Source organism: Streptomyces fradiae, from assembly GCF_041270065.1.
GTDB lineage: Bacteria > Actinomycetota > Actinomycetes > Streptomycetales > Streptomycetaceae > Streptomyces.
Genome location: NZ_CP065958.1, coordinates 6,746,588 through 6,772,646 on the forward strand (window position 1 = coordinate 6,746,588; position 26,059 = coordinate 6,772,646).

Sequence of the window (26,059 nt, forward strand, 5' to 3'; positions counted from 1 at the left end):
TGGACCAAAGGGGCAGTGGAATGACGGTGCATCAACTCCCGGCGGACATCGCCGCGTTCACCGGCTGGCTCAGCGAGCTCGCGGGCCGGCTCGAACCGGGTCAGGGCTGGTACGGGGTCTTCGCCGCCCGCGACCCGGAGGGGATGCGCGCCTGCTTCGGCGGTACGGACATCCTGCCCTGGGACGTCGCCGAGTCCCTGCTCCAGGACCTGGGTGAACCGGTCGACGGGCCGCGCGCGCTGCGCGGCCGGGCCCTGCACCGGGCCGCCGCGGCCGCCCACGACCAAGGGCCCGGCGGGGCGGCGGCGCTGACCGAACGGCGCGCCCTGATGGCCGAGGAGATCCGGTACGCGGAGCAGCGCATCCGGGAGCTGAGCGGCCGGCCCGACCCGGACGGCGCCCTGTACTGGGCCCAGGACGACCACGCCCGCGCCACCGCCCGGGTCGCCGAGCTGACCGAACGCCTCGAACGCCTGCAACGCCTCGAACGGCCTGAACCGCCCGAGCCGGTACGGCGCCGGCCGCGCGGGGCCCGCTATGCCTGGGTGGCGGAGGAGCCGGAGCCCGTGGTGAACCCGGTGGGGGAGCCGGCCGCCGGGCCGGTCCCGGCGGCGGCGCCGCTCGCCGCGCCCCGGGGCGCCCGCTTCGCCCCCGCCCCGGCCGACCCGGCACCGCCCGCCGACATCACCCCCGGCCCCGGCCCCGGCTCCGGACGAGGTCGCCCGCGCCGCGCGCGCCGCCGGGAACGCGGTCTACGCGCTGCGCCGGCTCCGCGCCCAGGGGCGTACCGGCGAGGCCCACGCCCTGCTCTGCGAGGCGCTCGCCGGGCCGCCCGGGTGGCTGCCCGCGCTCGCGGACGAGCTGGCGGCGGCCGGGCTCGCCGCCGACTGGGCCACCCTGCTCTGGGAGGCCGCGGACCTGCCGCCCGCCCGGCTCGCCGCCGTCGCCGTGGCGCTCGCCGACGCGGGCCGGACGGACGACCGTGACCGGCTGCTCCGTCAGGGCGCGGCCCGTCCGGTGGCCGATCTCGCCGGGGCCTGTGCCGCGCTGCGCGCCGTACGCCGGGACGCGGAGACGCACGCCCTGCTCGGCGCCTTCCTGGGCCGCCGTACGCCCGAGGACGCCGCCGCGCTTGCCGCCGCCGACCCGGCCGCCCTCGTCCCCGAGCTGCGCGCCGCCGCCCGGGCCCTCTCCCCGGCCCGTGAACGCGACCTGCTGCACGCCCTGCGGGTCGCGGGCCTCGTCTGACCGGTCGAGACGACTCGGACGTGCCGGTACGTGTCGGTACGTGTCCGACGTGGACCACTCGGGTATGAAACATGATCGACTCCGCTACTTCACGGCAGTGGTCTTGCTCCGGGGTGTGACGGGGCTTACGTTCTCTCTCTACGCACCGCGTCTACGTGCGTAGAGGCTCTCTGACGCCGCGCCGAAGGAGCAGCTCATGACCGACGTCGTACGCGCCGCGCTCGTCCAGGCGACCTGGACCGGCGACACCGAATCCATGATCGCCAAGCACGAGGAGCACGCCCGCGAGGCCGCCCGGCAGGGCGCGAAGGTCATCGGGTTCCAGGAGGTGTTCAACGCCCCCTACTTCTGCCAGGTGCAGGAACCCGAGCACTACCGCTGGGCGGAGCCCGTGCCCGACGGGCCCACCGTGCGCCGGATGCAGGAGCTCGCCCGGGAGACCGGGATGGTGATCGTCGTCCCGGTCTTCGAGGTCGAGGGCGCCGGCTTCTACTACAACACCGCCGCCGTCATCGACGCCGACGGCTCCTACCTCGGCAAGTACCGCAAGCACCACATCCCCCAGGTGAAGGGCTTCTGGGAGAAGTACTACTTCCGCCCGGGCAACCTGGGCTGGCCGGTCTTCGACACCGCCGTCGGCAAGGTCGGCGTCTACATCTGCTACGACCGGCACTTCCCCGAGGGCTGGCGCCAACTCGGCCTCAACGGAGCCCAGCTGGTCTACAACCCGTCGGCCACCCACCGCGGCCTCTCCTCCTACCTCTGGCAGCTGGAGCAGCCCGCCGCGGCCGTCGCCAACGAGTACTTCGTCGCCGCGATCAACCGCGTCGGCATCGAGGAGTACGGCGACAACGACTTCTACGGCACCAGCTACTTCGTCGACCCGCGCGGCCAGTTCGTCGGCGACGTCGCCTCCGCCAAGGAGGAGGAACTCGTCGTGCGCGACCTCGACTTCGATCTGATCGAACAGGTCAGGCAGCAATGGGCGTTCTACCGCGACCGCCGCCCCGACGCCTACGACGGGCTGGTGCAGCCGTGAACAGCCTCTACCACCGCCACCGCGCCGTCATCCCCGACTGGGTCGCCCTCTACTACAAGGAGCCCATCGAGCTCACCCACGGCGAGGGCCGGTACGTCTGGGACGCCGACGGCCGGCGCTACCTCGACTTCTTCGGCGGCATCCTCACCACCATGACCGCCCACGCCCTCCCCGAGGTCACCAAGGCCGTCGCCGAACAGGCCGCGCGGATCATCCACTCCTCCACCCTCTACCTCAACCGCCCCATGGTGGAGCTCGCCGAGCGGATCGCCACCCTCTCCGGCATCCCCGACGCCCGGGTCTTCTTCACCACCTCCGGCACCGAGGCCAACGACACCGCCCTGCTGCTCGCCACCGCCTACCGGCGCTCCAACCAGATCCTGGCGATGCGCAACAGCTACCACGGGCGCTCCTTCTCCACCGTCGGCATCACCGGCAACCGCGCCTGGTCGCCCACCGGCCTCTCCCCGCTGCAGACCCTGTACGTGCACGGCGGCGTGCGCGGCCGCGGCCCGTACGCCGGGCTCACCGACGAGCGGTTCATCGAGGCGTGCGTCGCCGACCTCGAAGACCTCCTCGGGCACACCCGCGACGTCGCCGCCCTCATCGCCGAGCCCATCCAGGGCGTCGGCGGCTTCACCTCCCCGCCCGACGGCCTCTACGCCGCCTTCCGCCGGGTCCTCGACCGGCACGGCATCCTGTGGATCGCCGACGAGGTGCAGACCGGCTGGGGCCGCACCGGCGAGCACTTCTGGGGCTGGCAGGCGCACGGCCAGGCCGGACCGCCCGACATGCTGACCTTCGCCAAGGGCATCGGCAACGGCATGTCCATCGGCGGTGTGGTCGCCCGCGCCGAGATCATGAACTGTCTCGACGCCAACTCCATCTCCACCTTCGGCGGTTCGCCGGTCACCATGGCCGCCGGCCTCGCCAACCTCGGCTACCTCCTGGAACACGACCTCCAGGGCAACGCCCGCCGGGTCGGCGGTCTGCTCCTCGAGCGCCTGCGCGGTGTCGCCGCCGGCGTCGACGCCGTACGCGAGGTGCGCGGCCGCGGCCTCATGATCGGCATCGAGCTCACCGAACCCGGCACCGACCGGGCCAACCCCGACGCCGCGTCCGCCGTCCTGGAGGAGACCCGGGCGAACGGCCTGCTCATCGGCAAGGGCGGCGGCCACAACACCACCGGCCTGCGCATCGCGCCCCCGCTGTCGCTCACCGTCGCCGAGGCCGAGGAAGGCGCGGCCGTCCTCGAACAGGCCCTCCGATCCCTCTAGTTCGCGTCCCTCCAGTTCGCGTCCCGCTCGTTCGCGATCCCGCACGTTCGCAGGGGAGATTCCCGTGAGCACCCGCACCCTGATCCGCGGCGGCCTGGTCGTCACCGCCGCCGACGAACTGCACGCCGACGTCCTGATCGAGGAGGGCCGCGTCGTGGCCCTCGCCGCCCACGGCTCCGACCTCGCCGCCGGCTGGACCGCCGACCGTACGATCGACGCCACCGACCGCTATGTCGTCCCGGGCGGCGTCGACGCCCACACCCACATGGAGCTGCCCTTCGGCGGCACCTTCGCCTCCGACACCTTCGAGACCGGCACCCGGGCCGCGGCCTGGGGCGGCACCACCACCGTCGTCGACTTCGCGGTGCAGAGCGTCGGCCACCCGCTGCGCGAGGGCCTGGACGCCTGGTACGCCAAGGCCGACGGCAACTGCGCCGTCGACTACGGCTTCCACATGATCCTCTCCGACGTCAACGAGCACACCCTGAAGGAGATGGACCGGCTGGTCCAGGAGGGCATCTCCTCGTTCAAGCTGTTCATGGCCTATCCGGGGGTCTTCTACAGCGACGACGGACAGATCCTGCGGGCCATGCAGCGCGGCGCCGAGAACGGCGGGCTGATCATGATGCACGCCGAGAACGGCATCGCGATCGACGTCCTCGTCGAACAGGCCCTGGCCCGCGGCGAGACCGACCCCCGCTATCACGGAGAGGTCCGCAAGGCCCTCCTCGAAGCGGAGGCCACCCACCGGGCGATCCAGCTCGCCCGGGTCGCGGGAGCCCCGCTCTATGTCGTCCACGTCTCGGCGGAGGAGGCCGTCGCCGAACTGGCGGCGGCCCGCGACAAGGGACTGCCGGTCTTCGGCGAGACCTGCCCGCAGTACCTCTTCCTCTCCACGGACAACCTCGCCGAGCCGGACTTCGAGGGCGCCAAGTACGTCTGCTCCACGCCGCTGCGGCCCAAGGAGCACCAGGCGGCGCTGTGGCGGGGCCTGCGCACCAACGACCTCCAGGTCGTCTCCACCGACCACTGCCCCTTCTGCTTCGTCGGCCAGAAGGAGCTGGGCCGCGGCGACTTCTCCAAGATCCCCAACGGTCTGCCGGGCGTCGAGAACCGCATGGACCTGCTCCACCAGGCCGTCGTGGACGGGCACATCTCGCGCCGCCGCTGGATCGAGATCGCCTGCGCCACCCCGGCCAGGATGTTCGGCCTCTATCCGCAGAAAGGCACCATCGCGCCCGGCGCGGACGCGGACATCGTCATCTACGACCCGCACACCACCCAGACCCTGTCCGCGACCACCCACCACATGAACGTCGACTACTCGGCCTACGAGGGGAAGACGATCACCGGCCAGGTCGAGACCGTCCTCTCCCGCGGCGAACCCGTCATCGAGCAGCGCAAGTTCACCGGGCGCGCCGGACACGGCAGCTTCGTCCCCCGCTCCACCTGCCAGTACCTGAACTAGGAAGGCCGCCCCCTTGGACTTCGGACTCGTCCTGCAGACCGACCCGCCCGCGTCCCAGGTCGTCGGCCTGATGCGCCGGGCGGAGCGCAACGGCTTCCGCTACGGCTGGACCTTCGACTCCGCCGTGCTGTGGCAGGAACCCTTCGTCATCTACAGCCAGATCCTCGCCAACACCACCAAGCTGCACGTCGGCACCATGGTCACCAACCCGGGCACCCGCACCTGGGAGGTCACCGCCTCCACCTTCGCCACCCTCAACGACATGTACGGCAACCGGACCGTCTGCGGCATCGGCCGCGGCGACTCCGCGATGCGCGTCGCCGGCCGCAAGCCCAACACCCTGGCCCGGCTCGGCGAGGCCATCGAGGTCATCCGCGACCTCGCGGAGGGCCGCGAGGCCCAGGTCGACGGCAACCCGATCCACATCCCGTGGATCAAGAACGGCAAGCTGCCGGTGTGGATGGCGGCCTACGGCCCGAAGGCGCTGGCCCTCGCCGGACAGAAGGCCGACGGCTTCATCCTCCAGCTCGCCGACCCCTTCCTCACCGAGTGGATGGTCAAGGCCGTCCGCCAGGCCGCCACGGACGCCGGCCGCGACCCCGACGCGCTCACCATCTGCGTCGCCGCCCCCGCGTACGTGACGGCCGACGCCTCGACCGAGGCCCTGGCCCACGCCCGCGAGCAGTGCCGCTGGTTCGGCGGCATGGTCGGCAACCACGTCGCCGACCTGGTCGCCAAGTACGGCGAGCACTCCGCCATGGTCCCGGACGAGCTCACCGCGTACATCAAGGACCGGCACGGCTACGACTACTCCCACCACGGCCGCGCCGACAACCCCGACACCGCCTTCGTCCCCGACGAGATCGTCGACCGCTTCTGTCTCGTCGGCCCCGCCGAGGCCCACATCGAGAAGCTGCGGCAGCTGCGCGAGCTCGGCGTCGACCAGTTCGCCGTCTACGACATGCACGACAACCGCGAGGGCACCATCGACGCGTACGGCTCCGAGATCATCCCCGCGCTCAACGCCTGACCGCCCCAAGGCCCCACCGCTCGACCGCCCGGCCCCTCCACTCCTCCCAGGAAGGGTTCCGCCGCCATGACCGCCACCACCCCCTCGGACAGACCCGCCGACCCCGCGATAGCCGGCCCCGGCCGCGTCGAGCTGCCGCCCGGCGCGGCCGGGACCGACCCGCGGTTCGTCAACGACGACCTGCTGCCCGTGCCCGTCGGCGCCCGCCGCTGGACCACGTACAACTTCGCCGCCCTCTGGGTCGGCATGGCCCACAACATCCCGTCCTGGCTGCTCGCCTCCGGGCTCGTCGCGCTCGGCATGGACTGGGTGCAGGCGGTGCTCACCATTGCGCTCGCCAATGTGATCGTGCTGCTGCCGATGCTGCTCACCGGGCACGCCGGGCCGAAGTACGGCATCCCCTTCCCCGTGCTCGCCCGCGCCTCCTTCGGGCTGCGCGGCGCGAATCTGCCGGCCCTGGTCCGGGCCGGGGTGGCGTGCGCGTGGTTCGGGATCCAGACCTGGATCGGCGGCCAGGGCGTCTTCGTCCTGCTCGACAAGGTCTTCGGCGGCGACTGGGCCGCGGCCGCGAAGATCGCCGGACAGCCCTGGACCCTGTGGCTGTGCTTCGCCCTCTTCTGGGCGCTCGAGCTCGCGATCATCTACCGCGGCATGGACGCGCTGCGCCGCTTCGAGAACTGGGCCGCGCCCTTCGTGATCGTCGGCGCCGTCGCCCTGCTCGTCTGGATCGCGGTCAAGGCCGGCGGCTTCGGCCCGCTCCTCGACCAGCCGTCCGAACTCGGCTGGGGAGCCGACTTCTGGCCCGTCTTCTTCCCCTCCCTCATGGGCATGATCGCCTTCTGGGCCACCCTCAGCCTCAACATCCCCGACTTCACCCGCTTCGGCGCCGGCCAGCGCGCCCAGGTCTGGGGCCAGACCCTCGGCCTGCCCACCACGATGACCTTCTTCGCCCTGCTGTCCGTCCTGGTGACCTCCGGCTCGCAGGCGGTGTACGGGGCGCCGGTCTGGGACCCGGTGGCGCTCGCCGCCAAGACCGACAACGTCTTCGGACTGCTCTTCGCCCTGGTCACCGTGCTCGTGGCGACCCTGTCGGTGAACATCGCCGCCAACGTCGTCTCACCCGCGTACGACCTCGCCAACCTTGCCCCGCGGTTCGTCGACTTCCGCAAGGGCGCCCTGATCACCGGCGTCGTCGGCGTCCTGATCATGCCGTGGAAGCTGACCTCCACCCCCGAGCTGTACATCTTCACCTGGCTCGGTCTGGTCGGCGGACTGCTCGGTACGGTCGCGGGCATCCTCATCGCCGACTACTGGCTGGTCCGCCGCACCCGCCTCGACCTGAGCGGCCTCTACCGGGCCGACGGGCCGTACTGGTACCGGGGCGGCTGGAACCCGGCGGCCGTGCTCGCCTTCGCGGTCGGCGGGGTGCTCGCGGTCGGCGGTTCCCACTCCGCACCCGGCACCGGGCCGTTCCCCGAGGACGGCCTGATTCCCTTCCTGAAGCCGCTCGCCGACTACGGCTGGGCGGTCGGCCTCGCCGCCTCGCTGCTCCTGTACACCGGTCTGATGACGCTGCGGAACCGCGGATGATCACTCAGGTCTGGACCGGCACGGCGACGATGGCCTAGCCTCGACGACACCGAAAACCGGAGCGGCGTGGCTCTCATGCGGGCCCTCACGCCTGCCTGGACGCACGCACGCCTCCGTAACCCACCCCCCACGGTGTCGTTTTCCGTTCACACAGCGCAACAGAAGGCGGTCGTCGATGTCCGGCACGGAATCCTCCGACTACACCCAGCGGCTCGCGCGGCTGGAGAACTCGGGGATCAAACGTCTGCTGCCCACTCAGGCGCCGTACCGGTGGAATCTGAAGCGGCTGGGTCTGGGGCGGGTGCTCGACGTCGGCTGTGGGATCGGACGGAATCTGCTGAACTGCGGGCCGGAGAGTGTGGGGGTCGACCACAACGCGACCTCGGTCGAGACCTGTCGTGAGCGCGGTCTGAACGCGTACACGCCGGACGAGCTGGCCGCGGCCCCGGACTGCGGCCCGGGCTCCTTCGACAGTCTGCTGTGCGCGCACGTGCTGGAGCACATGGACGAGACGCTGGGGAACTCGGTCCTGGAGCAGTATCTGCCGCTGGTGAAGCCGGGTGGGTCGGTGGTGCTGATCTGTCCGCAGGAGGCGGGCTACAAGACGGACGCCACGCATGTGCGTTTCGTCGACTTCGACGGGCTGCGCGCGCACGCCGAGAAGGCGGGTCTGGTCGTCGAGCGCAGCTACTCGTTCCCGTTCGCCCGGTCGATCGGCAAGGCCTTCCCCTACAACGAGTTCGTCCTCGTCGCCCGCGTCCCGGCCGCCGCCTGACCGCACGGCCCGGTCTCAGGGAGTACGCGGCGGCGCCCACCCCGGTACGTGCGCCGCCGCGGCCCGCTCCCACCCGGCGACCCCGCCGGCCAGCGGCCAGGCTCGGGTGATCTCCGTCGCCCGCTCGATCGCCGTCAGGGCGTCCGCGAGGCGGCGGCTCGCCACCCCGGCCCGCACAGGGGCGAGCGGGCCGGGCTCCAGGGCCGCCATACGCTCCTCGTACTCCCGGAGCGGCCGCTCGGAGCACACCGCCACATAGCCGGCGTCGACCGCGCGGGAGAGCAGCAGGACGTGCGGCCGGCCGCCCTCGGCGAGCGCCGCGACCAGCCGGTCGTGCCCGTCGAGCACCACCGGCACGTTCAGCCCGCTGATCCACCACAGCAGCACCGGCGCGAGCGGCCCCTCCCGGAAGCGGCGCCGGTACGCCTTCACACGCGGCGCGTCCGGGGCGGACAGCGCCCGCAGCGGCAGCAGGTCGCGGGCGTCCTCGACCGGGTCGTCGTAGCCGAACCAGGTGAGATGCCCCCGGTCGGTGTCATGGGGGAGGAGCAGCTTCCAGTGGTCCTCGACGAACCAGCCCGGGAGCATCGGTGCCAGCTGCCAGTCGCCCTCGTGCAGCGGCCCCTCGGCCGCCCCGCGCAGCTCCGCCGCCCAGCGCGCGGCCCAGCGCTCCGTCCACTCCTCGGAGCCGGGCGGCGCGAGTGCGGCGAGGGCCCGGTCGTCGGCGGCGCGCGGCGGGGCGAGCGGGGACACGTACCGCCCGGTGCGCGCGTAGTGCACCCCGCGGTGGGCCGCCCGCTGACGCGCGAACAGCACCGGCCGCCCGCCCTGGGTCAGCAGCAGCCGCCCGTCGTCCGCGCACTCCATGCGCAGCCCCGGCCGCACCGGGTGATCGATCCGTATCGGCATGCGGGCAGCCTAAAAGGCCCTTACGGGACCCTTGCCGTCCACTCCGGGGTCGAGAACTTCGTCTCGGCCAGCTCCTTGGCGAGGGTCAGCTCCTCCTCGGTGAGGCTGCCCCCGGCGAGGCCGTAGCGGGCGCGGAAGGAGGCGATCATGCGTTCGATGACCGCCTCGCGGGGCAGACCGGTCTGGCGGCGCAGCGGGTCGACGCGCTTCTTGGCGCTCTTGGTGCCCTTGTCGGACAGCTTCTCGCGGCCGATGCGCAGCACCTCGGTCATCTTGTCGGCGTCGATGTCGTACGCCATCGTCACGTGGTGCAGCACCGCGCCCTCGCCGGCCACCATCCGCTTCTGCGCGGCGCCGGCGATCTTGCCGGCCTCGGTCGCGATGTCGTTCAGCGGCTGGTACCAGGCCTTGACGCCCATGTCGCCGAGCGCGCCGAGCACCCAGTCGTCGAGATACGCGTAGCTGTCGGTGAAGGACAGGCCCTGCACGAGGGCGTCGGGGACCGACAGGGAGTACGTGATGGTGTTGCCCGGCTCGATGAACATCGCGCCGCCGCCGCTGATCCGGCGGACCACCTCGATGCCGTGCCGCTCGGCGGCCTCCGGGTCCACCTCGTTGCGCAGGGACTGGAAGCTGCCGATGACCACGGCGGGGGAGGCCCACTCCCAGACCCGCAGGGTCGGCGGGCGGCGGCCCGCCGCGACCTCGGCGGTCAGCACCTCGTCGAGCGCCATGTGCAGGGCGGGGGACTGCGCCGGCTCGTGGATCAGCTGCCAGTCGTAGTCCGTCCAGTCCGTGGCGTGCGCGAGCGCCCGGCGCACCGCGATCCCGATGCCCTCGGTGGTCAGGCCGAACATCTGGGTGCCCGGCGGCAGGGCCTGGTCGATCCGGGCCGCGAGCCCGGCGGCGTCGGTGTCGGCCGGCGCGCCCTCCAGGGCCCGGTCGATCGCCAGGATCGCCTCGTCGGGTTCGAGGAAGAAGTCGCCCGCGACCCGGACCCGGCGCAGCGCGCCGTCCGCCACGTCGAGGTCGACCACGACCAGCTTGCCGCCCGGGACCTTGTACTCGCCGTGCACGGGCCCTCCCTGAGTCAACACGGATGCATGGGGTGAACGCGATCAAAGCGTACTCGTGGCCGCAGGGTCGTCCCGTGGTTGTCCACAGGTCGCCGCAGCGATCCCGGAACGTCAGACGGGTGTGGTGGGATGGACGCATGACCGAACGAAGCGTGACGACACGGGACACGAGGGCGACCACGGACGACGACTTCCTCGCCCGGCTGCTCGCCGGCGACACCGCCGAGGTGGAGGAGGCCGTCCGCAAGGCGGCCGCGGTCGAGATCATGCCGCGCTTCCGGCAGCTCGACGCCACCGAGATCGACCAGAAGAACGGGCCGCACGACCTGGTCACCGTCGCCGACCGGGCCGCCGAGGCCCATCTGACCGCCTCCCTCACCGCGCTGCTGCCCGGCTCGGTGGTGGTCGGCGAGGAGGCCGTGCACGCGGACCCGGCGACCTACGAGGCGCTGAAGGGCGACGCGCCGGTGTGGATCGTCGACCCGGTGGACGGCACCCGTCAGTTCGTCCGCGGCGAGGACGGCTTCTGCACCCTGGTCGCCCTCGCGCTCCACGGCGAGGTGCTCGCCTCCTTCACCTTCGCGCCCGCCCTGGACGAGCTCGCCGTCGCGGTGCGGGGCCGCGGCGCCACGCTGAACGGCGCGCCGATACGGGCCGGGGCGCCCGCCGCGGGAGCGGTCCTGGAGGTCGCGACCTCGCACCCCGACTACACCACCCCGGACCAGAAGCGGGCCCTGCTCGGTCTGCGCACCGAGGGCGTCCGCCCGCGCCCCTGCGGCTCGGCCGGCCTGGAATACCTGGCGGTGGCCCGGGGCGCGCTCGACGCCGTCGCCTTCTCCTGGGAGTACGCCTGGGACCACGCCGCGGGACTGCTCCTCCTCGAAGAGGCCGGCGGCACGGACCTGACCGTCACCGGCGAGCGCTTCCGGATCGCCGGCGGCAATGCCCTGCCGTTCACGGCGGCCCGCGACGCGGCCACCGCCGACCGGATCCGGTCACTCCTCGGGGCCGGGTAAGTCCCGTACGGGGCCGGGAATATGCTGGGATCCTTGGCCGGCCGACGAAGGAGTCCAAGGTGCCGTCGATGCTCGATGCCGTCGTCGTGGGGGCGGGGCCCAACGGACTGACCGCAGCCGTGGAGCTCGCCCGGCGTGGCTTCTCGGTCGCCGTCTTCGAGGCGAAGCCGACGGTCGGCGGGGGCGCCCGCACCGAGGAGCTCACCCTGCCCGGCTTCCGCCACGACCCCTGCTCGGCCGTGCACCCGCTCGGCATCGGCTCGCCGGTCTTCAACACCATGCCGCTGGACCGGCACGGCCTGGAGTGGCTGCACCCCGAGCTGCCCATGGCCCACCCCTGGGACGACGGCACCGCGGCCGTCCTCTCCCGCTCCGTCGCCGAGACCGCGGCCTCCCTCGGCCCGCGCGACGCCGGCGCCTACCGGCGGCTCGTCACACCGTTCCTGCCGCACTGGGACAGCCTGTTCCGGGACTTCATGCAGCTGCCGCTCACCGCGCTGCCGCGCGACCCGGTCACCCTCGCCCGGTTCGGCCTCACCGGAGTGCAGCCGGCCACGTGGCTGCTGCGCCGCTTCCGCGACGAGAAGGCCCGCGGGCTGTTCGCCGGGCTCGTCGGCCATGTCATCGCGCCGCTCGGCGGCCTCGCCACCAGCGCCGTCGGCCTGGTCTTCGCGATCGCCGCGCACGCGGCCGGCTGGCCGCTGCCCCGGGGCGGCTCCCAGTCGATCTCCGACGCCCTCGCCGGGTATCTGAAGGAGCTCGGCGGCGCCGTCCACACCGACTTCGAGGTCAAGCGGCTCGACGACCTCCCGCCGGCCCGCGCCTATGTCTTCGACACCTCGCCCACCGCCCTGGCCCGGATCGCCGGCCTCGGCGCCACCTACGACGGCTACCGCTACGGCGCCGCCGCGTTCAAGATCGACTACGCCCTGTCCGGGCCCGTGCCGTGGACCAGCGAGGCCGCCCGCCGGGCCGGCACCGTCCAGATCGGCCCCACCATGGGCGAGATCGACACCGCCCTCCACCAGGCCTCCGGCGGCACCGCCCCCGACACCCCGTTCCTCATCACCGCCCAGCCCAGCCTGGTGGACCCGAGCCGCGCCCCCGAGGGCAAGCACGTCTTCTGGGCCTACGGCCATGTCCCCAACGGCTGGCGCGGCGACCTCACCGACGCCATCGAGCGGCAGATCGAACGCTTCGCGCCCGGCTTCCGCGATCTGATCCTGGCCCGCGCCACCGCGGGACCGCCCGAACTCGCCGCCCGCAACCCCAACTACGTCGGCGGCGACATCGCCTGCGGCGCCGCCCGCGGACTCCAGCTCGTGTTGCGCCCCAAGCTCTCCCTGTTCCCGTACCACACCCGGCACCCGGCGGTCTTCCTCTGTTCCTCCGCCACCCCGCCCGGCCCGGGCGTCCACGGCATGTCCGGCCACAACGCCGCCAAGGCCGTCTGGCGCCGGCTGCGCACGCCCGGCGGGCGTTGAGCCCTCTCGTAATCCGGATGTCCCGGCGGCCCGGCGGCGCGAGGATGGAGCCATGAGCACCGCATCCGACCGACCCGACGGATCCGACCGTCCCGAGATCGTTCTCGTCCGTGGCGACATCACCGAGCAGGACGCCGACGTCATCGTCAACGCCGCCAACTCCTCGCTCCTCGGCGGCGGCGGAGTCGACGGCGCGATCCACCGCAAGGGCGGCCCCGCCATCCTCGACGCCTGCCGCACGCTCCGCGCCGGCCACTACGGCCGCGGCCTCCCCACCGGCGAGGCCGTCGCCACCACCGCCGGAAACCTCGCCGCCCAGTGGGTCGTCCACACCGTCGGCCCGGTCCACAGCGCCCAGGAGGACCGCTCAGAGCAGCTCGCCTCCTGCTACCGCGAATCCCTGCGCGTGGCCGACGCGTTGGGCGCCGAGACCGTCGCCTTCCCGGCCATCTCCACCGGCATCTACGGCTGGCCGATGGACGACGGCGCCCGTATCGCCGTCGAGACGGTCCGGGCCTCGCACCCGTCCTCGGTGCGGGAGGTCCGCTTCGTGCTGTACGACGCGGCCGCGTACGCCGAGTTCGAGGCCGCGCTCTAGGAGGCCGGGGCGGCGGGGGAGGCCGGGCGCCCGTACCCCGGGCGGTCCGAGTGGTCCTTGCCGTGCCCGGCCCACGAGTAGAGGTGAAGCACCAGGCCGTCGGGGTCGCTGAAGACGAGCAGCCAGCCGATGCTCGCCTCGATGACCGGCGAGTGCTCGACGCCAAGGGCGTCCAGATGGGCCGCCCACGCCTCGGCGTCCGCGCGGTCCCGGATCGCGAAGGACACCGGATCGAAGCCCTCGCAGCCCCGGGCCGCCTCCGGGTTCTCCCGCAGGGCGACGAGCGTGCCGTCCAGGCCGGGCATCGTGCCCCCGACCCCGCGCACCACGCCCTCGTCGTCCGGGAACTCGATCGTGGTCCGGAAGCCGAGGACCCGGCCGTACCAGTCGAGGGAGCGCGGGAGGTCGGTGACGGGGATCTTCACATGGTGGATTCCGGCGAGTTCCGGCATGGCGGGCCTCCTCGGCCTCGGGCCTTCTCGGGCCTCGGGTCCCTTCGGACCCGATTCATTTCGTCGCAGTGACGCTGCGGTGAATTGCTTCTAGACTGCTCCTCATGACAGACCCCGTCAAGACGGACCCGCCGGATCCGGGCGCGGACCCCGGTAAACGGCCCTACGCCTCGCCGAAGCGCGCCGCGGCCGCGGCCCGGACCCGTGCGCGGATCCGGGAGGCCGCGGGCCGGCTGTTCGTCGAGCAGGGGTACGCGGCGACCCGGATGCGGGAGGTCGCCCGGGCCGCCGGGGTGGGGGAGCGGACCCTCTACGACGCCTTCCCGACGAAGGCCGCGCTGTTCGGCCACACCCTCGGGGTCGCCACCGTCGGCGACGAGGAGCCGGTGGCCGTCGCGGACCGCCCGGAGTTCACGGAGCTCGGTGGCGAGACCGACCCGGCCGAGACCGTCGACGCCCTGATCGCCCGCACCGCGGAGCTGCTCGACCGGGCCGGCGACCTGATCATGGTGAGCGTGGAGGCGGCCGGCGCCGATCCCGACATGCGGGCCGCCGCCGACGCCGGGGCCGCCGCCACCCACGCCGTCTACCTCCGGCTCACCACCGCCCTGCACGCCCGGGGCGCGCTGCGCCCCGGCCTCGACCCCGCCCGGGCGGCCGACATCCTCTTCGCCGTGGTCTCCCCGCACGTCCACCAGCTCCTGCGGCGCCATCGCGGCTGGTCGGCCGCCGCGTACCGGGACTGGCTGCGCGAGCTCGTCGCCGCCCAGCTGCTCGCGCCGGAACAGCGGACGGGCTCGGAACACCGGCCGGGCGGCGGCCCACGTTGATGTCGTTTTCCTGCCAGCCCGGCCCGCCCGCGATCACCCATCCTTGAAGGCATGCACACCGACACCGAGCGCTGCGTGCGGGCCGTCCAGTCGAAGGACGCCCGCTTCGACGGCGTCTTCTTCACCGCCGTCCGCACCACTCGGATCTACTGCCGGCCCAGTTGCCCCGCCGTGCCGCCCAAGGCGCAGAACATGGAGTTCCACCCCACCGCCGCGTCCTGCCAGCGGGCCGGCTACCGGGCCTGCAAGCGCTGCCGGCCCGACACCAGCCCCGGCTCGTCCGCCTGGCACGCCCGCGCCGACGCCGTGGCCCGCGCCGTACGGCTCATCCAGGACGGCATCGTCGACCGCGAGGGCGTTCCCGGGCTCGCCGCCCGGCTCGGCTACTCCACCCGCCAGATCGAGCGCCAGCTGCTCGCCGAACTCGGCGCCGGACCCCTCGCCCTCGCCCGCGCCCAGCGCGCCCAGACCGCCCGGCTGCTCATCGAGACCACCCCGCTGCCCATGGCCGAGATCGCCTTCGCCGCCGGTTTCGCCTCGATCCGCACCTTCAACGACACCGTCCGCGAGGTCTTCGCCCTCACCCCCGGCGAGCTGCGCGCCCGCGCCACCCGCCCCCGCAAGGCGCCCGCCCCCGCCCCGGCTCCCGCCCCGGCCCCCGGGACGATCACCCTGCGGCTGCCGTTCCGCGCCCCGCTCGAACCCTCCAACCTCTTCGGCCACCTCGCCGCCACCGCCGTGCCGGGCGTCGAGGAATGGCGCGACGGCGCCTACCGCAGAACCCTCGCCCTGCCGTACGGACACGGCATCGTCGCCCTCGCCTCGCGCGCCGACCACGTGCTGTGCCGGCTCTCGCTCACCGACCACCGCGACCTCACCCACGCCATCAGCCGCTGCCGCCGGCTGCTCGACCTCGACGCCGACCCCGTCGCCGTCGACGGGCAGTTGCGCGCGGACCCGCTGCTCGCGCCGCTCGTCGACGCCGCGCCCGGCCGACGGGTCCCGCGTACGGTCGACGCCGCCGAGTTCGCCGTCCGCGCCGTCCTGGGCCAGCAGGTGTCCACCGCCGCCGCCCGTACCCACGCCGCCCGCCTGGTCACCGCGCACGGCGTGCCCGTCGACGACCCCGAGGGCGGCCTCACCCACCTCTTCCCGACCCCCGCCGCACTCGCCGGGCTCGACCCCGAGACCCTCGCGCTGCCCCGCAGCCGCCGCACCACCCTGCTCACCCTCGTCACCGCCCTCGCCGACGGCAGCCTCGCGCTCGGGCCGGAGACCGACTGGACCGAGGCCCGCGAACGGCTGCGCGCCCTGCCCGGCTTCGGCCCCTGGACCACCGAGGTCATCGCCATGCGGGCGCTCGGCGACCCGGACGCCTTCCTCCCCGGCGACCTCGGCATCCGGCGTGCCGCCGAGGGCCTCGGCCTGCCCGCCGCCCCGGCCGCGCTCACCGCCCGCGCCGCACGCTGGCGGCCCTGGCGCGCCTACGCCGTCCAGTACCTGTGGGCCACCGACAGCCACCCCATCAACCACCTGCCCGCGTAAGGAACCCGCTCATGCCCACCGTGACGCACACGGTCGTGGACAGCCCCTACGACCTGCTGACCCTCGTCGCCGTCGACGGCGTCCTCAGCCGTATGTACATGACCGACCAGCGGCACCGTCCACCGGAGGAGACCTTCGGCGCGCCCGACCCGCGCCCCTTCACGGAGGCGATGCGCCAGCTCGACGCGTACTTCGCGGGCGAGCTCACCGAGTTCGACCTGCCGTTGCACCTCGTCGGAACCCCGTTCCAGCTGCGCGTCTGGGAACAGCTCCGGCTGATCCCGTACGGGGAGACCCGGACCTACGGCGAACTCGCCGACGCCCTCGGCAGCCCCGGCGCCTCCCGCGCGGTCGGCCTCGCGAACGGCAAGAACCCGGTCACCATCATCGTCCCCTGCCACCGGGTCATCGGCTCCGGCGGCAGCCTCACCGGCTACGGCGGCGGCCTCGCCCGCAAGCAGCGCCTGCTCGCCTTCGAATCGGGCGCCGCCGAACCCGACGCCCTGTTCTGACCGGTCTGACGGGCCTAGCGCAGCCGGTCGAGCAGCGCGGGCAGCGCCGTGCCGATCGGTTCGCGGACCACCTCGGTCGCGACCGGGTCGTACGGGGTCGGTTCGGCGTTCACGATGATCAGGCGGGCGCCGTGCTCGGCGGCGATGCCCGCGAGGGAGGCGGCCGGCTGTACCTGGAGGCTGCTGCCGACCGCGAGGAAGACGTCCGCGGCCTTCGCGATGGACATCGCGTTGCCCAGGACCACCGGGTCGAGGCGTTCCCCGAACATCACCGTCGCCGCCTTCAGGATCCCGCCGCACGCCCGGCACGCCGGATCGTCCTCACCGGCCTGCACCCGCGCGAGGGCCTCCGCCATCGGCGAGCGCGCGTGGCACGCCGTGCACACCACCGCCCGGGCGGAACCGTGCAGTTCGAGCACCTTCCGCTCGGACACCCCCGCGGCCTGGTGGAGCCCGTCGATGTTCTGCGTGATCACCCGCAGCGCGTGCCCGCTCTTCTCGAACGCGGCGATCGCACGGTGCGCCACGTTCGGCTCCGCGGCCAGCACCTCCCCGTCCAGCCGCATCCGCCACGAAAGCCGCCGCACCTCCGGGTCGGCCATGTACGGCCCGTAGGTGACGAGCCGCTCCGCCTCGGGGTCACGGGTCCACATCCCGTTCGGCCCCCGGTAGTCGGGAATCCCCGAGTCCGTCGAGATGCCCGCCCCGCTGAGAATCGCCACCATGGTCATGCGGCGAGCGTAGGCGGGCCGTAAGCCCTCCCGCGAACGGATTTGGAGCTGCTAGCGTCCCCGCATGCCCAAGGTCAGCATCTCCCTCGACGCCGAACTCGTGGTCGAGGTCATGGTCCTCGCCGGCATCGGCAATCCCCAGGACGCCGTCGAGGCGGTCGTCCGCGACTACATCGCCCACGGCCACCGCACCGAGGCCCGCACCGCCTCCCGCGAGGAACCCCTCCGCACCGGCCGTCTCACCCCGCCGGAGCCGGACCAGGGCTGAACGCGCGGCGCACCCACACCGCCACGACCACCACCCGCACCGCCGCGCGGTTCACCGGGCGGCGGGGCGGCCGTTCTCCAGTTCCACCGCGCCCCGGCCCGCCGTCAGCGCGTCGAGGGCGGCCAGGACCCGGTGGCCCAGGCTGCCCGGCAGGTGGGCGGGGAGCTCCGCCGGGGGCACCAGCTTCCAGGAGATCAGTTCCTCCTCCTGGAGCCGGATCTCCGCGAACCGCTCGTCCGGAAGGACCCCGCCGTCGAACAGGTACGCCACCAGCGGCGGACGGTCCGCGCCCGGTACCCAGTCGACGGCGAGCAGCGCGCCGAGCTCCACGTCCAGGCCGATCTCCTCCGCCGTCTCCCGGCGGGCCGCCTGCCGCGGCGACTCGCCCGTGTCCGACTCGATCGTGCCGCCCGGCAGGGCCCAGCCCTCCAGGTAATTGGGCTCGACGATCAGCACCCGCCCGGCCGCGTCCCGGAACAGGGCGGCGGCACCGGCCAGGACGCGCGGCAGGCTCGCGATGTACGTGGCGTAGTCAGAGGTCGTCATCCGGTCAGCGTAGCCAGCCGCAGCGTCCGCTCCGCCAGCTCGCTGATCCGTACCCCGTCGAAACCCGTCACCGCGCTGCGCACCCGGTCCCGCAGCGGCTCCGACCACTGCGGCGGGATCGCCGCCGCGCCGCACAGCACGCCGGCCACCGAACCGGCCGTCGCCCCGTTGGAGTCGGTGTCCAGACCGCCCCGTACGGTCAGCGCCAGGGTGCGGGTGAAGTCGCCCTCGCCGTACAGCAGCCCGGCGGTGAGCACCGCCGCGTTCGGCACGGTGTGGATCCAGCCGGACCCACCGGTCTCCCGGCGCAGCTCGGCCAGCGTCTCGGACCACGCGACGCCCGCCTCGTACAGCGCCACGGTGTGCCGTACGGCGCGGGCGAGCCGGCTGCTGGCCGGGATCCGTTCCAGGGCGGTGCCGAGCGCCGCCCGCGCGTCGGGCGCGGTGAAGGCCGCGGCGACCAGGGCGGCCGCCCACATCGCCCCGTACACCCCGTTCCCGGTGTGTGAGAGCACCGCGTCGCGGCTGGCCAGAGAGGCGGCCCGGCGCGGATCACCCGGCGAGGTCCAGCCGTACACGTCCGCCCGGATCAGCGCGCCGATCCACTCCTGGTACGGATTGTCGTACGTGGCGGTCAGCGGCGGCTTCAGCCCGTTCGCCAGATTCCGGTACGCCACCCGCTCGGCCGTGAAGGTCTGCAGATACGGCAGCCGCAGCAGCCACAGCTCGCCGACCTGCTCGGTGCTGAAGTCGAAACCGCGGGTCTCCAGGAGGTGCAGGCCCAGGATCGAGTAGTCGACGTCGTCGTCCCGGCAGCTGCCGTTGATCCGGCCGCGCACGCACTGCGGCCACTCCGGCCGCAGCTCGAAGCCGTCCGCGCCGGCCGCGGGCGGCGGCGGGAAGTAGTCGGTGAGCGGCAGGGCGTCCGTGAGCCGCAGATACGCGTCGATCCGCTCGGGCGTCCAGTGGTCGCCGCGCTCGACCGGCTTGCCGAGCATGTTCCCGGCGATCCGTCCGGTCCAGCCGCCGAGGATCCGGTCGGCGAGCTCGCCGCGCCCGAGCCGGACGGGGCCACCGCCCGTGACGCCGTCCGCGACCTCGCCCATGACTTCGCTCATGCCTCCGGTCTAGCCGACGGGCCGGGCCCGCGCGCGCCGACCCGCCCACTCGGCCCCCACGAGGCCCCACCGGGCCCGGCCTCACTCCTCGCCGTCCCCGCTCGTACGGGACCGCGCCGCCCGGCGCAGCCGGTGGTGCCGGGCCGCGCCCTGCTCGGTGATCGCCTCGCCGACCATCGCCCGCACCGCGTCCCGGACGCCGTGCAGCGCGTGGTGCCGGGCCGGGCCCGCACCCGGGTCCTCGCGGAGCTCCTTCAGAAGCGCCCAGCACAGGGCCAGCATGACGAGGACGAAGGGAAGTGCCACCAGGATGGTCGCCGTCTGGAGCGAGTCCAGACCGCCGACGACGAGCAGGACGGCGGCGACGCAGGCCATCAGCACGCCCCAGGTCACCACCAGCCAGGTCGGCGGGTGCAGCGAGCCGTGGCTGGTGAGCGAGCCCATCACCAGGGAGGCCGAGTCCGCGCTGGTCACGAAATAGGTCATCACCAGGAGCATCGCGATGTACGAGGTGACGGTGCCGATCGGCAGCCCGTCCAGCATGGCGAACAGCGAGGCCTCCACGCCGTCCGCCACGGCACCCGCCAGATCCTCCTGGCCCGTCGACTGGAGCCGGATCGCGGTGCCGCCCATCACGCAGAACCAGAGCACCGTGGCGCCCGAAGGGACGAGCAGCACCCCGATGAGGAACTCCCGTACGGTCCGGCCGTGCGAGATCCGGGCGATGAAGGTGCCGACGAACGGCGCCCAGGACAGCCACCACGCCCAGTAGAAGATCGTCCACGCCCCCAGCCACGTCCGGTCCGAGAAGGCGCCCGTGCGGGTCGCCAGCGGCAGCAGCTGATGGAGGTAGCCGCCCAGCGAGGCCGGGATGGTGTCCAGAACGTACACGGTCGGACCGAGAAGGAAGACGAAGACCATCAGGCACGCGGCGAGCACGATGTTCACCGTGGACAGCCACTTCACACCCTTGTGCAGCCCGGAGAAGGCGGAGAGCACGAAGGCCGCCGAGAGCGACACGATGATGACCAGCTCGGTCGCCGTGGAGTCCTCGACTCCCGTGGTGATGTTCAGGCCCTTCGCCACCTGGAGCGCGCCCAGGCCCAGGCTGGTCGCCGTGCCGAACACCGTCGCGAAGACGGCCAGCAGGTCGATCGCCTTGCCGGGCCAGGACCGTGCCCGACGCTCGCCCATCAGCGGCACGAACGCGGCGCTGAGCAGGTTTCCGCGCCCCTTGCGGAAGCCCGCGTAGGCCAGGGCGAGGCCCGCGATGCCGTAGATCGCCCAGGGAGTGAGCGTCCAGTGGAAGAACGAGTACTCCATCGCGAGCAGGGCCGCCCCGCCCGACTGGGGCTGCACGCCGCTCCCCGGCGGCGGGTCGAGGAAGTGCTGAAGCGGTTCGCCCACGCCGTAGAACATCAGCCCGATGCCCATGCCGGCGCTGAACATCATGGCGATCCACGCCAGGTTGGTGAACTCCGGCTCCGAGTCGTCCGCGCCCAGCCGGATCCGGCCGAAGCGGCTGAGCGCGATCAGCACGCACAGGACCAGGAAGACGTCCGCGGCGACGACGAACATCCAGGCGAAGTTGTCGAGGACCCAGCCGAGGGCGGTGTCGGAGGCATCGGCGAACGAGTCCTTGCCGAGGGCCGCCCAGGCGACGACGGCGACGACGGCCGCCATGCCGATCCCGATGACCTTCGGGTCGGGCCGAGGTTTCTGTCCGCCGCTTTGATCGATCAGTTCCGTACTCACCGGCCCCACTATGGTGCGGAATATCCCCTTATCAGGGGGTGGCACGCCGTCTTCCGGTACGGATAGGGTCGGCCCTGGCGCGACTGCCTGTTCGAAAGCAAGGGATGCAAGGTGACGGACGGAGCAGTAACTGAGGTCGCACGCGTGCTCGTCGCGGCCGACAAGTTCAAGGGCTCGCTCACGGCCGTACAGGTCGCGGAGCGGGTCACAGCAGGTCTGCGACGGGTCGTCCCGGAGCTCGAGGTGGAGACGCTGCCCGTCGCAGACGGGGGCGACGGCACCGTGGCCGCGGCCGTGGCGGCCGGGTTCGACCGGCGCGAGGTCACCGTGACCGGGCCGGTCGGCGAACCGGTCACGGCCGCGTTCGCGCTGCGCGGGACCACCGCGGTGGTGGAGATGGCGGAGGCCTCCGGCCTCCAGCTGCTGCCCGCCGGGGTCTTCGCCCCGCTCACCGCCACCACGTACGGGTCGGGCGAGCTGCTGCGCGCCGCGCTCGACGCGGGCGCCACCACGATCGTCTTCGGCGTCGGCGGCAGCGCCACCACCGACGGCGGCGCCGGCATGCTCGCCGCGCTCGGCGCGGTCTTCCTCGACGCGGACGGCAATCCGGTCGGCCCGGGCGGCGGCGCCCTCGCCGACCTCGCCTCGGCGGACCTGTCGGGCGTCGACCCGCGCTTCGCGGGCGTCGATCTCGTCCTCGCCAGCGACGTGGACAACCCGCTGACCGGCCCGAAGGGCTGCGCGGCGGTGTACGGCCCGCAGAAGGGCGCGACCCCCGAGGACGTCGAGACCCTCGACACGGCCCTCGCGCACTACGCGCGGGTCCTGGAGAAGGCGATCGGCGCCAAGGCCGCCGAGCTCGCCGCCTCCCCGGGCGCGGGCGGCGCGGGCGGCATCGGCTACGGCGCCCTGCTGCTCGGCGCGAGCTTCCGCCCCGGCATCGAGCTGATGCTGGACGTGCTCGGCTTCGCCCCCGCCCTGGAGCGCGCCACCCTGGTCATCACCGGCGAGGGCTCGCTCGACGAGCAGACCCTGCACGGCAAGGCTCCGGCGGGCGTCGCCGCGGCCGCCCGCGCGGCCGGCAAGGAGGTCGTCGCGGTCTGCGGCCGCCTGGCCCTCACTCCCGTGGCCCTGGGCACCGCCGGCATCCGCCGCGCCTACCCGCTCACGGACCTGGAGCCGGACCCGGCCAAGTCCATCCCGAACGCGGGCCCGCTCCTGGAGCAGGTCTCGGCGAACATCGCGCGGGACTTCCTGGCGTAGGCCGCCCCGGCCGCCGAGACCCATTCGGAGACCCATTCGGAAAGCCCAGACCATACGGAAGGGCCCGGACGCTTCCGCGTCCGGGCCCTTCCGTTCGTGCCATCCACTCCGCCGTGGCTACCGCAGCTGTGCGGCCTCCGCCTGGCGGGCCTCACGGCTCTCACGCCGGTTGTCGCGGAAGGTGTTCACTCGCCGGGCCGTCGCGAAGAGGGGGATCACGGCGCCCATCACCACCTGCAGCGCGCAGCCGGTCTGGAGGAGGAACTGTCCGCCCGGAGCGTCGAACGCCCATGCGGCCAGCATGGCCATGGCGCCGACGATCCAGCTGAGCATGGCCACCGCGAGGACACCCCGCGGCTTCGGGTACTCGACCCGGCTCACCATCAGCCAGGCGACGCCGATGATCGCGAGCAGCGTCGGGATGAACGGCAGCTCGAGCAGGACGATCGACACGACGGTCAGCGCGCCGAAGGGGCTCGGCATGCCCTGGAACATGCCGTCCTTCATCGTCACGCAGGAGAACCGCGCGAGTCTCAGCACCACCGCGAGCAGCACCAGGACCGCGGCCACCGCCGAGACCTTCTGCTGCGCGCCGGGCGTGACCATGCCGTACACGAGTACGAAGTAGGCCGGGGCGAGACCGAAGCTGATCAGGTCCGAGAGGTTGTCGAGCTCGGCGCCCATCGGCGAGCTGCGGAGCTTGCGCGCCACGATGCCGTCGAAGAGGTCGAAGATCGCCGCGGCCAGCATGAGGATCACGGCGGTGGCGGCGCTGTTGCGCGCCATGCCGGTCTCGCTGCTCCCGGTGAGGTGCGGGATGAGGATGCCGGTGGTGGTGAAGTACACCGCCATGAAGCCGCACGTGGCGTTACCGAGCGTGAGGGCGTCCGCTATGGACAGCCTCAGCGACAGCGGCATCTCCTCGGCGTCGTCGGCGTCCGCCTCCGACTCGGCGACCCATTCGGCCGCCCGTGTGTCGGGATCAATCACGGTCAATGCGAGTCACCCCCGCAGTCGTGGGCTGACCGACCTCGACCGCGACCTCGACACCCTCGGGGAGGTAGATGTCGACCCGCGAACCGAAGCGGATCAGCCCGATCCGGTCACCCTGCTCGACCTTCGTCCCCTGCGGGATGTACGGCACGATCCGCCGGGCCACGGCGCCGGCGATCTGCACCATCTCGATGTCGCCGAGCTCGGTGTCGAAGTGCCAGACAACGCGCTCGTTGTTCTCGCTCTCCTTGTTGAACGCCGGCACGAAGCCGCCGGGGACGTGCTCCACGGACGTCACCGTGCCGGCCAGCGGCGCGCGGTTGACGTGGACGTTCAGCGGGCTCATGAAGATGGCGACGCGGGTGCGTCCGTCCTTCCACGGCATGATGCTCTGCACCACGCCGTCGGCGGGCGAGATGACCCGGCCCTGGGCGATCTCTCGCTCGGGGTCGCGGAAGAACCACAGCATGCCGGCCGCGAGAGCGGTGGCCGGCACGGCGATCGCCTTGGCGCGCGACGACTTGCGCGAGCGCGCCAGGCTGAGCGCCGCGGTGGCGACGGTCGGCAGAAGCCACGGCGATGCTCCGCGTGCGATGCGTACGCCCTTGAGGCGGTCGCGGTGTGCAGAGGTTTGGCTGTGGGGCATGGATGACCTTCGTAGCGGATGATGCCGCGCTGGAATCGGGGACGGCGGCTTTCGGGCGATGCTATCGGTTGCGGGCCGCAACTGGGCAAGCCAGAAGCCGAGTCGGCGGCCGGAAGACGAACACAGGGTGTGATCTTCTTCGCGGCCAAACCGACCCAAATCCGACAATCAACCCTGGAAGCGGTACTCCTCGAGCAACCGTCGACCAATGATCATTTTCTGGATCTCGGCGGTACCTTCGCCGATGAGCAGCATCGGGGCCTCGCGGTAGAGGCGCTCGATCTCGTACTCCTTCGAGAACCCGTAGCCACCGTGAATGCGGAACGCATCCTCGACGACCTCCTTGCAATATTCGGAGGCGAGGTACTTCGCCATCCCTGCTTCGAGGTCGTTTCGTTCCCCGGAGTCCTTTTTGCGTGCTGCGTTCACCATCATGGCATGAGCGGCCTCGACCTTGGTAGCCATCTCGGCAAGCTTGAACTGAATCGCCTGGTGCTGGGCGATCTGCTTGCCGAAAGTGTGACGCTGCTGGGCATACTGGACGCCGAGTTCGAAAGCACGCTGCGCGACGCCGCAGCCACGGGCCGCGACATTCACGCGGCCGACTTCCACGCCGTCCATCATTTGGTAAAACCCTCGGCCGGTGACGCCGCCGAGGACCCGATTGGCCGGAATGCGCAGTCCGTCCATGATGAGTTCGGTCGTGTCGACGCCCTTGTAACCCATCTTCTCGATCTTGCCCGGAATGGTGAGGCCGGGGCGGACCTCTCCGAAGCCGGGCTCCTTCTCGACGAGGAAGGTCGTCATCGACTTGTGCGGGGCGGTGCCCTCGGGGTGTCCTTCGTCACTTCGGACGAGAACGGCCACCAGCGTTGACGTGCCGCCGTTCGTCAGCCACATCTTCTGGCCGTTGAGGACGTACTCGTCGCCGTCCTTGACCGCCTTCGACGTGATCGCCGACACGTCCGAGCCGAGACCCGGCTCCGACATCGAGAACGCGCCGCGCGTCTCGCCGGCCGCCATCCGCGGCAGGAAGTAGTCCTTCTGCTCCTGCGTGCCGTGCTGCTTCAGCATGTACGCCACGATGAAGTGGGTGTTGATGATGCCGGAGACCGACATCCAGCCGCGGGCGATCTCCTCCACGCACAGCGCGTAGGTGAGCAGCGACTCACCCAGGCCCCCGTACTCCTCGGGGATCATCAGACCGAAGACGCCGAGCTCCTTCAGCCCGTCCACGATCTGCTGCGGGTACTCGTCGCGGTGCTCCAGCTCCGTCGCGACCGGGATGATCTCCTTGTCGACGAAGTCCCGGACGGTGGAGAGGATCTCCTGCTGGACGTCGGTCAGACCGTGGGTCTGGGCGAGTCGCGCCATGACTACTTCCCCTGTTCCTTCAGCTCGGGGCGGCCGGGCTGCTCGCCGCCGCGCGCGTCGATGTACTCGGCGGTCGGGACCATGACCTTGCGGCGGAAGACGCACACCAGGGTGCCGTCCTGCTTGTAGCCCTTGGTCTCGACGTAGACGATGCCGCGGTCGCTCTTCGACTTCGACGGCGTCTTGTCCAGGACGGTCGTCTCGCCGTAGATGGTGTCGCCGTGGAAGGTCGGCGCCACGTGGCGCAGCGACTCGATCTCCAGGTTGGCGATGGCCTTGCCGGAGACGTCCGGCACGGACATGCCGAGCAGCAGCGAGTAGATGTAGTTGCCGACGACGACGTTCTTCTTGAAGTCCGTCGTGTTCTCCGCGTAATTCACGTCCATGTGAAGCGGGTGGTGGTTCATCGTCAGCAGACAGAAGAGGTGGTCGTCGTACTCGGTGACCGTCTTCCCGGGCCAGTGCTTGTAGACGGCGCCGATCTCGAACTCTTCGTAGGTGCGGCCGAACTGCATG

Annotated in this window: 27 protein-coding genes; 16 read left to right on the top strand and 11 right to left on the bottom strand. The window is 72.3% G+C overall.

The annotated features are described in order from the left end of the window. Nucleotides 1-20: 20 nt before the first annotated feature. The 8 genes from JAO84_RS30610 to JAO84_RS30645 all read left to right on the top strand — a co-directional run bounded on the left by JAO84_RS30610 (nt 21) and on the right by JAO84_RS30645 (nt 8,427). Nucleotides 21-986: a hypothetical protein gene (locus tag JAO84_RS30610; RefSeq protein ID WP_370415732.1), complete on the top strand. Its 966-nt coding sequence runs from the start codon at nt 21-23 to the stop codon at nt 984-986. Beyond that, on the top strand, nt 949-1,248 hold the full coding sequence (locus JAO84_RS30615; RefSeq protein ID WP_370415733.1) for a hypothetical protein: 300 nt from the start codon (nt 949-951) through the stop codon (nt 1,246-1,248). The genes JAO84_RS30610 and JAO84_RS30615 overlap by 38 nt, the downstream gene beginning before the upstream one ends. 196 nt (nt 1,249-1,444) lie before the next feature. Next, on the top strand, nt 1,445-2,287 hold the full coding sequence (locus tag JAO84_RS30620) for a nitrilase-related carbon-nitrogen hydrolase (RefSeq protein WP_370415734.1): 843 nt from the start codon (nt 1,445-1,447) through the stop codon (nt 2,285-2,287). Next, complete coding sequence (locus JAO84_RS30625; protein ID WP_370415735.1) at nt 2,284-3,564, top strand: aspartate aminotransferase family protein; 1,281 nt, start codon at nt 2,284-2,286, stop codon at nt 3,562-3,564. The genes JAO84_RS30620 and JAO84_RS30625 overlap by 4 nt, the downstream gene beginning before the upstream one ends. A 64-nt stretch (nt 3,565-3,628) precedes the next feature. Next, on the top strand, nt 3,629-5,032 hold the full coding sequence (hydA, locus tag JAO84_RS30630) for a dihydropyrimidinase (protein WP_370415736.1): 1,404 nt from the start codon (nt 3,629-3,631) through the stop codon (nt 5,030-5,032). 13 nt (nt 5,033-5,045) lie between these two features. After that, nucleotides 5,046-6,062 (top strand): TIGR03842 family LLM class F420-dependent oxidoreductase, encoded by a 1,017-nt coding sequence (locus JAO84_RS30635; protein WP_370415737.1) that lies wholly within the window; start codon nt 5,046-5,048, stop codon nt 6,060-6,062. A 66-nt stretch (nt 6,063-6,128) separates the two neighbouring features. Next, nucleotides 6,129-7,652, top strand: a complete 1,524-nt coding sequence (locus tag JAO84_RS30640) for an NCS1 family nucleobase:cation symporter-1 (protein WP_370415738.1) — start codon at nt 6,129-6,131, stop codon at nt 7,650-7,652. 175 nt (nt 7,653-7,827) lie between these two features. Continuing rightward, a complete protein-coding gene (locus JAO84_RS30645) occupies nt 7,828-8,427 on the top strand; it encodes a class I SAM-dependent methyltransferase (RefSeq protein WP_370415739.1) in 600 nt (199 codons plus the stop codon). A gap of 15 nt (nt 8,428-8,442) precedes the next feature. Here JAO84_RS30645 and JAO84_RS30650 read toward each other — a convergent pair whose 3' ends face one another. Together JAO84_RS30650 and JAO84_RS30655 are read right to left on the bottom strand one after the other, a co-directional pair. After that, on the bottom strand, nt 8,443-9,336 hold the full coding sequence (locus tag JAO84_RS30650) for a hypothetical protein (protein ID WP_370415740.1): 894 nt from the start codon (nt 9,334-9,336) through the stop codon (nt 8,443-8,445). A gap of 20 nt (nt 9,337-9,356) precedes the next feature. Then, a complete protein-coding gene (locus JAO84_RS30655) occupies nt 9,357-10,412 on the bottom strand; it encodes a biotin/lipoate A/B protein ligase family protein (protein ID WP_370415741.1) in 1,056 nt (351 codons plus the stop codon). A 137-nt stretch (nt 10,413-10,549) separates the two neighbouring features. Between JAO84_RS30655 and JAO84_RS30660 the strand changes: the two genes are divergently transcribed. The 3 genes from JAO84_RS30660 to JAO84_RS30670 are packed head-to-tail and all read left to right on the top strand — an operon-like array spanning nt 10,550 to nt 13,510. Continuing rightward, nucleotides 10,550-11,428, top strand: coding sequence for an inositol monophosphatase (locus JAO84_RS30660; RefSeq protein WP_370415742.1), 879 nt, complete (start codon nt 10,550-10,552; stop codon nt 11,426-11,428). 59 nt (nt 11,429-11,487) lie between these two features. Next, a complete protein-coding gene (locus JAO84_RS30665; RefSeq protein WP_370415743.1) occupies nt 11,488-12,912 on the top strand; it encodes a phytoene desaturase family protein in 1,425 nt (474 codons plus the stop codon). A 52-nt stretch (nt 12,913-12,964) separates the two neighbouring features. After that, nucleotides 12,965-13,510, top strand: a complete 546-nt coding sequence (locus JAO84_RS30670; RefSeq protein ID WP_370415744.1) for an O-acetyl-ADP-ribose deacetylase — start codon at nt 12,965-12,967, stop codon at nt 13,508-13,510. Here JAO84_RS30670 and JAO84_RS30675 read toward each other — a convergent pair. Then, nucleotides 13,507-13,962, bottom strand: coding sequence for a VOC family protein (locus tag JAO84_RS30675; protein WP_370415745.1), 456 nt, complete (start codon nt 13,960-13,962; stop codon nt 13,507-13,509). The genes JAO84_RS30670 and JAO84_RS30675 overlap by 4 nt on opposite strands. Before the next feature lie 104 nt (nt 13,963-14,066). Here JAO84_RS30675 and JAO84_RS30680 point away from each other — a divergent pair, with 104 nt between their 5' ends. Genes JAO84_RS30680 through JAO84_RS30690 form a run of 3 tightly spaced genes read left to right on the top strand, consistent with a single transcriptional unit; the run spans nt 14,067 to nt 16,849 of the window. Continuing rightward, the gene (locus tag JAO84_RS30680) at nt 14,067-14,792 is read left to right on the top strand and encodes a TetR/AcrR family transcriptional regulator (protein ID WP_370415746.1); all 726 of its coding nucleotides are present in this window, start codon (nt 14,067-14,069) and stop codon (nt 14,790-14,792) included. Between the two features lie 51 nt (nt 14,793-14,843). Continuing rightward, on the top strand, nt 14,844-16,337 hold the full coding sequence (locus JAO84_RS30685; protein WP_370415747.1) for an AlkA N-terminal domain-containing protein: 1,494 nt from the start codon (nt 14,844-14,846) through the stop codon (nt 16,335-16,337). 11 nt (nt 16,338-16,348) lie between these two features. Then, nucleotides 16,349-16,849, top strand: a complete 501-nt coding sequence (locus tag JAO84_RS30690; RefSeq protein ID WP_370415748.1) for a methylated-DNA--[protein]-cysteine S-methyltransferase — start codon at nt 16,349-16,351, stop codon at nt 16,847-16,849. Between the two features lie 14 nt (nt 16,850-16,863). Here JAO84_RS30690 and JAO84_RS30695 read toward each other — a convergent pair whose 3' ends face one another. After that, nucleotides 16,864-17,580 carry an NAD-dependent deacetylase gene (locus JAO84_RS30695; RefSeq protein WP_370415749.1) on the bottom strand — a complete coding sequence of 239 codons (717 nt, stop codon included), beginning with the start codon at nt 17,578-17,580 and terminating at the stop codon, nt 16,864-16,866. Between the two features lie 64 nt (nt 17,581-17,644). On the opposite strand from JAO84_RS30695, the gene JAO84_RS30700 reads away from it, so the two are divergent. Beyond that, entirely contained in the window at nt 17,645-17,848 is a 204-nt protein-coding gene (locus JAO84_RS30700) for a DUF2191 domain-containing protein (protein ID WP_265867867.1), read from the top strand. 51 nt (nt 17,849-17,899) lie between these two features. On the opposite strand, the gene JAO84_RS30705 is transcribed toward JAO84_RS30700, so the two are convergent. The 3 genes from JAO84_RS30705 to JAO84_RS30715 all read right to left on the bottom strand — a co-directional run bounded on the left by JAO84_RS30705 (nt 17,900) and on the right by JAO84_RS30715 (nt 21,195). Next, nucleotides 17,900-18,394: an NUDIX domain-containing protein gene (locus JAO84_RS30705; RefSeq protein ID WP_370415750.1), complete on the bottom strand. Its 495-nt coding sequence runs from the start codon at nt 18,392-18,394 to the stop codon at nt 17,900-17,902. After that, a complete protein-coding gene (locus JAO84_RS30710; RefSeq protein WP_370416907.1) occupies nt 18,391-19,500 on the bottom strand; it encodes an ADP-ribosylglycohydrolase family protein in 1,110 nt (369 codons plus the stop codon). The genes JAO84_RS30705 and JAO84_RS30710 overlap by 4 nt, the downstream gene beginning before the upstream one ends. 93 nt (nt 19,501-19,593) lie before the next feature. Beyond that, nucleotides 19,594-21,195 carry a BCCT family transporter gene (locus tag JAO84_RS30715; RefSeq protein WP_370416908.1) on the bottom strand — a complete coding sequence of 534 codons (1,602 nt, stop codon included), beginning with the start codon at nt 21,193-21,195 and terminating at the stop codon, nt 19,594-19,596. A 183-nt stretch (nt 21,196-21,378) separates the two neighbouring features. Between JAO84_RS30715 and JAO84_RS30720 the strand changes: the two genes are divergently transcribed. Continuing rightward, nucleotides 21,379-22,530 carry a glycerate kinase gene (locus JAO84_RS30720; protein ID WP_370415751.1) on the top strand — a complete coding sequence of 384 codons (1,152 nt, stop codon included), beginning with the start codon at nt 21,379-21,381 and terminating at the stop codon, nt 22,528-22,530. 117 nt (nt 22,531-22,647) lie between these two features. Here the strand turns inward: JAO84_RS30720 and pssA are convergent, their stop codons facing one another. The 4 genes from pssA to JAO84_RS30740 form a co-directional block, all read right to left on the bottom strand. Beyond that, nucleotides 22,648-23,520 carry a CDP-diacylglycerol--serine O-phosphatidyltransferase gene (gene pssA, locus JAO84_RS30725; protein ID WP_265867900.1) on the bottom strand — a complete coding sequence of 291 codons (873 nt, stop codon included), beginning with the start codon at nt 23,518-23,520 and terminating at the stop codon, nt 22,648-22,650. Next, nucleotides 23,513-24,169: a phosphatidylserine decarboxylase gene (locus JAO84_RS30730; RefSeq protein WP_370415752.1), complete on the bottom strand. Its 657-nt coding sequence runs from the start codon at nt 24,167-24,169 to the stop codon at nt 23,513-23,515. Before JAO84_RS30730 ends, pssA begins: the two co-directional genes overlap by 8 nt. 168 nt (nt 24,170-24,337) lie before the next feature. Then, nucleotides 24,338-25,543, bottom strand: a complete 1,206-nt coding sequence (locus tag JAO84_RS30735; protein ID WP_265867873.1) for an acyl-CoA dehydrogenase family protein — start codon at nt 25,541-25,543, stop codon at nt 24,338-24,340. Between the two features lie 2 nt (nt 25,544-25,545). Further along, nucleotides 25,546-26,058 carry a MaoC family dehydratase gene (locus JAO84_RS30740; RefSeq protein WP_128981445.1) on the bottom strand — a complete coding sequence of 171 codons (513 nt, stop codon included), beginning with the start codon at nt 26,056-26,058 and terminating at the stop codon, nt 25,546-25,548. Nucleotide 26,059: the final 1 nt, after the last annotated feature.

What these genes read in the sequence shown, in the direction of transcription:
- JAO84_RS30740 (WP_128981445.1), bottom strand. Translation starts at nt 26,058, where the DNA reads ATGCAGTTCGGCCGCACCTACGAAGAGTTCGAGATCGGCGCCGTCTAC.
- JAO84_RS30700 (WP_265867867.1), top strand. Translation starts at nt 17,645, where the DNA reads ATGCCCAAGGTCAGCATCTCCCTCGACGCCGAACTCGTGGTCGAGGTC.
- JAO84_RS30660 (WP_370415742.1), top strand. Translation starts at nt 10,550, where the DNA reads ATGACCGAACGAAGCGTGACGACACGGGACACGAGGGCGACCACGGAC.
- JAO84_RS30735 (WP_265867873.1), bottom strand. Translation starts at nt 25,543, where the DNA reads ATGGCGCGACTCGCCCAGACCCACGGTCTGACCGACGTCCAGCAGGAG.
- JAO84_RS30670 (WP_370415744.1), top strand. Translation starts at nt 12,965, where the DNA reads ATGAGCACCGCATCCGACCGACCCGACGGATCCGACCGTCCCGAGATC.
- JAO84_RS30710 (WP_370416907.1), bottom strand. Translation starts at nt 19,500, where the DNA reads ATGGGCGAGGTCGCGGACGGCGTCACGGGCGGTGGCCCCGTCCGGCTC.
- JAO84_RS30640 (WP_370415738.1), top strand. Translation starts at nt 6,129, where the DNA reads ATGACCGCCACCACCCCCTCGGACAGACCCGCCGACCCCGCGATAGCC.
- JAO84_RS30650 (WP_370415740.1), bottom strand. Translation starts at nt 9,336, where the DNA reads ATGCCGATACGGATCGATCACCCGGTGCGGCCGGGGCTGCGCATGGAG.
- JAO84_RS30645 (WP_370415739.1), top strand. Translation starts at nt 7,828, where the DNA reads ATGTCCGGCACGGAATCCTCCGACTACACCCAGCGGCTCGCGCGGCTG.
- JAO84_RS30705 (WP_370415750.1), bottom strand. Translation starts at nt 18,394, where the DNA reads ATGACGACCTCTGACTACGCCACGTACATCGCGAGCCTGCCGCGCGTC.
- JAO84_RS30610 (WP_370415732.1), top strand. Translation starts at nt 21, where the DNA reads ATGACGGTGCATCAACTCCCGGCGGACATCGCCGCGTTCACCGGCTGG.
- JAO84_RS30680 (WP_370415746.1), top strand. Translation starts at nt 14,067, where the DNA reads ATGACAGACCCCGTCAAGACGGACCCGCCGGATCCGGGCGCGGACCCC.
- JAO84_RS30690 (WP_370415748.1), top strand. Translation starts at nt 16,349, where the DNA reads ATGCCCACCGTGACGCACACGGTCGTGGACAGCCCCTACGACCTGCTG.
- JAO84_RS30685 (WP_370415747.1), top strand. Translation starts at nt 14,844, where the DNA reads ATGCACACCGACACCGAGCGCTGCGTGCGGGCCGTCCAGTCGAAGGAC.
- JAO84_RS30730 (WP_370415752.1), bottom strand. Translation starts at nt 24,169, where the DNA reads ATGCCCCACAGCCAAACCTCTGCACACCGCGACCGCCTCAAGGGCGTA.
- JAO84_RS30675 (WP_370415745.1), bottom strand. Translation starts at nt 13,962, where the DNA reads ATGCCGGAACTCGCCGGAATCCACCATGTGAAGATCCCCGTCACCGAC.
- JAO84_RS30695 (WP_370415749.1), bottom strand. Translation starts at nt 17,580, where the DNA reads ATGACCATGGTGGCGATTCTCAGCGGGGCGGGCATCTCGACGGACTCG.
- JAO84_RS30620 (WP_370415734.1), top strand. Translation starts at nt 1,445, where the DNA reads ATGACCGACGTCGTACGCGCCGCGCTCGTCCAGGCGACCTGGACCGGC.
- JAO84_RS30715 (WP_370416908.1), bottom strand. Translation starts at nt 21,195, where the DNA reads ATGGCGGCCGTCGTCGCCGTCGTCGCCTGGGCGGCCCTCGGCAAGGAC.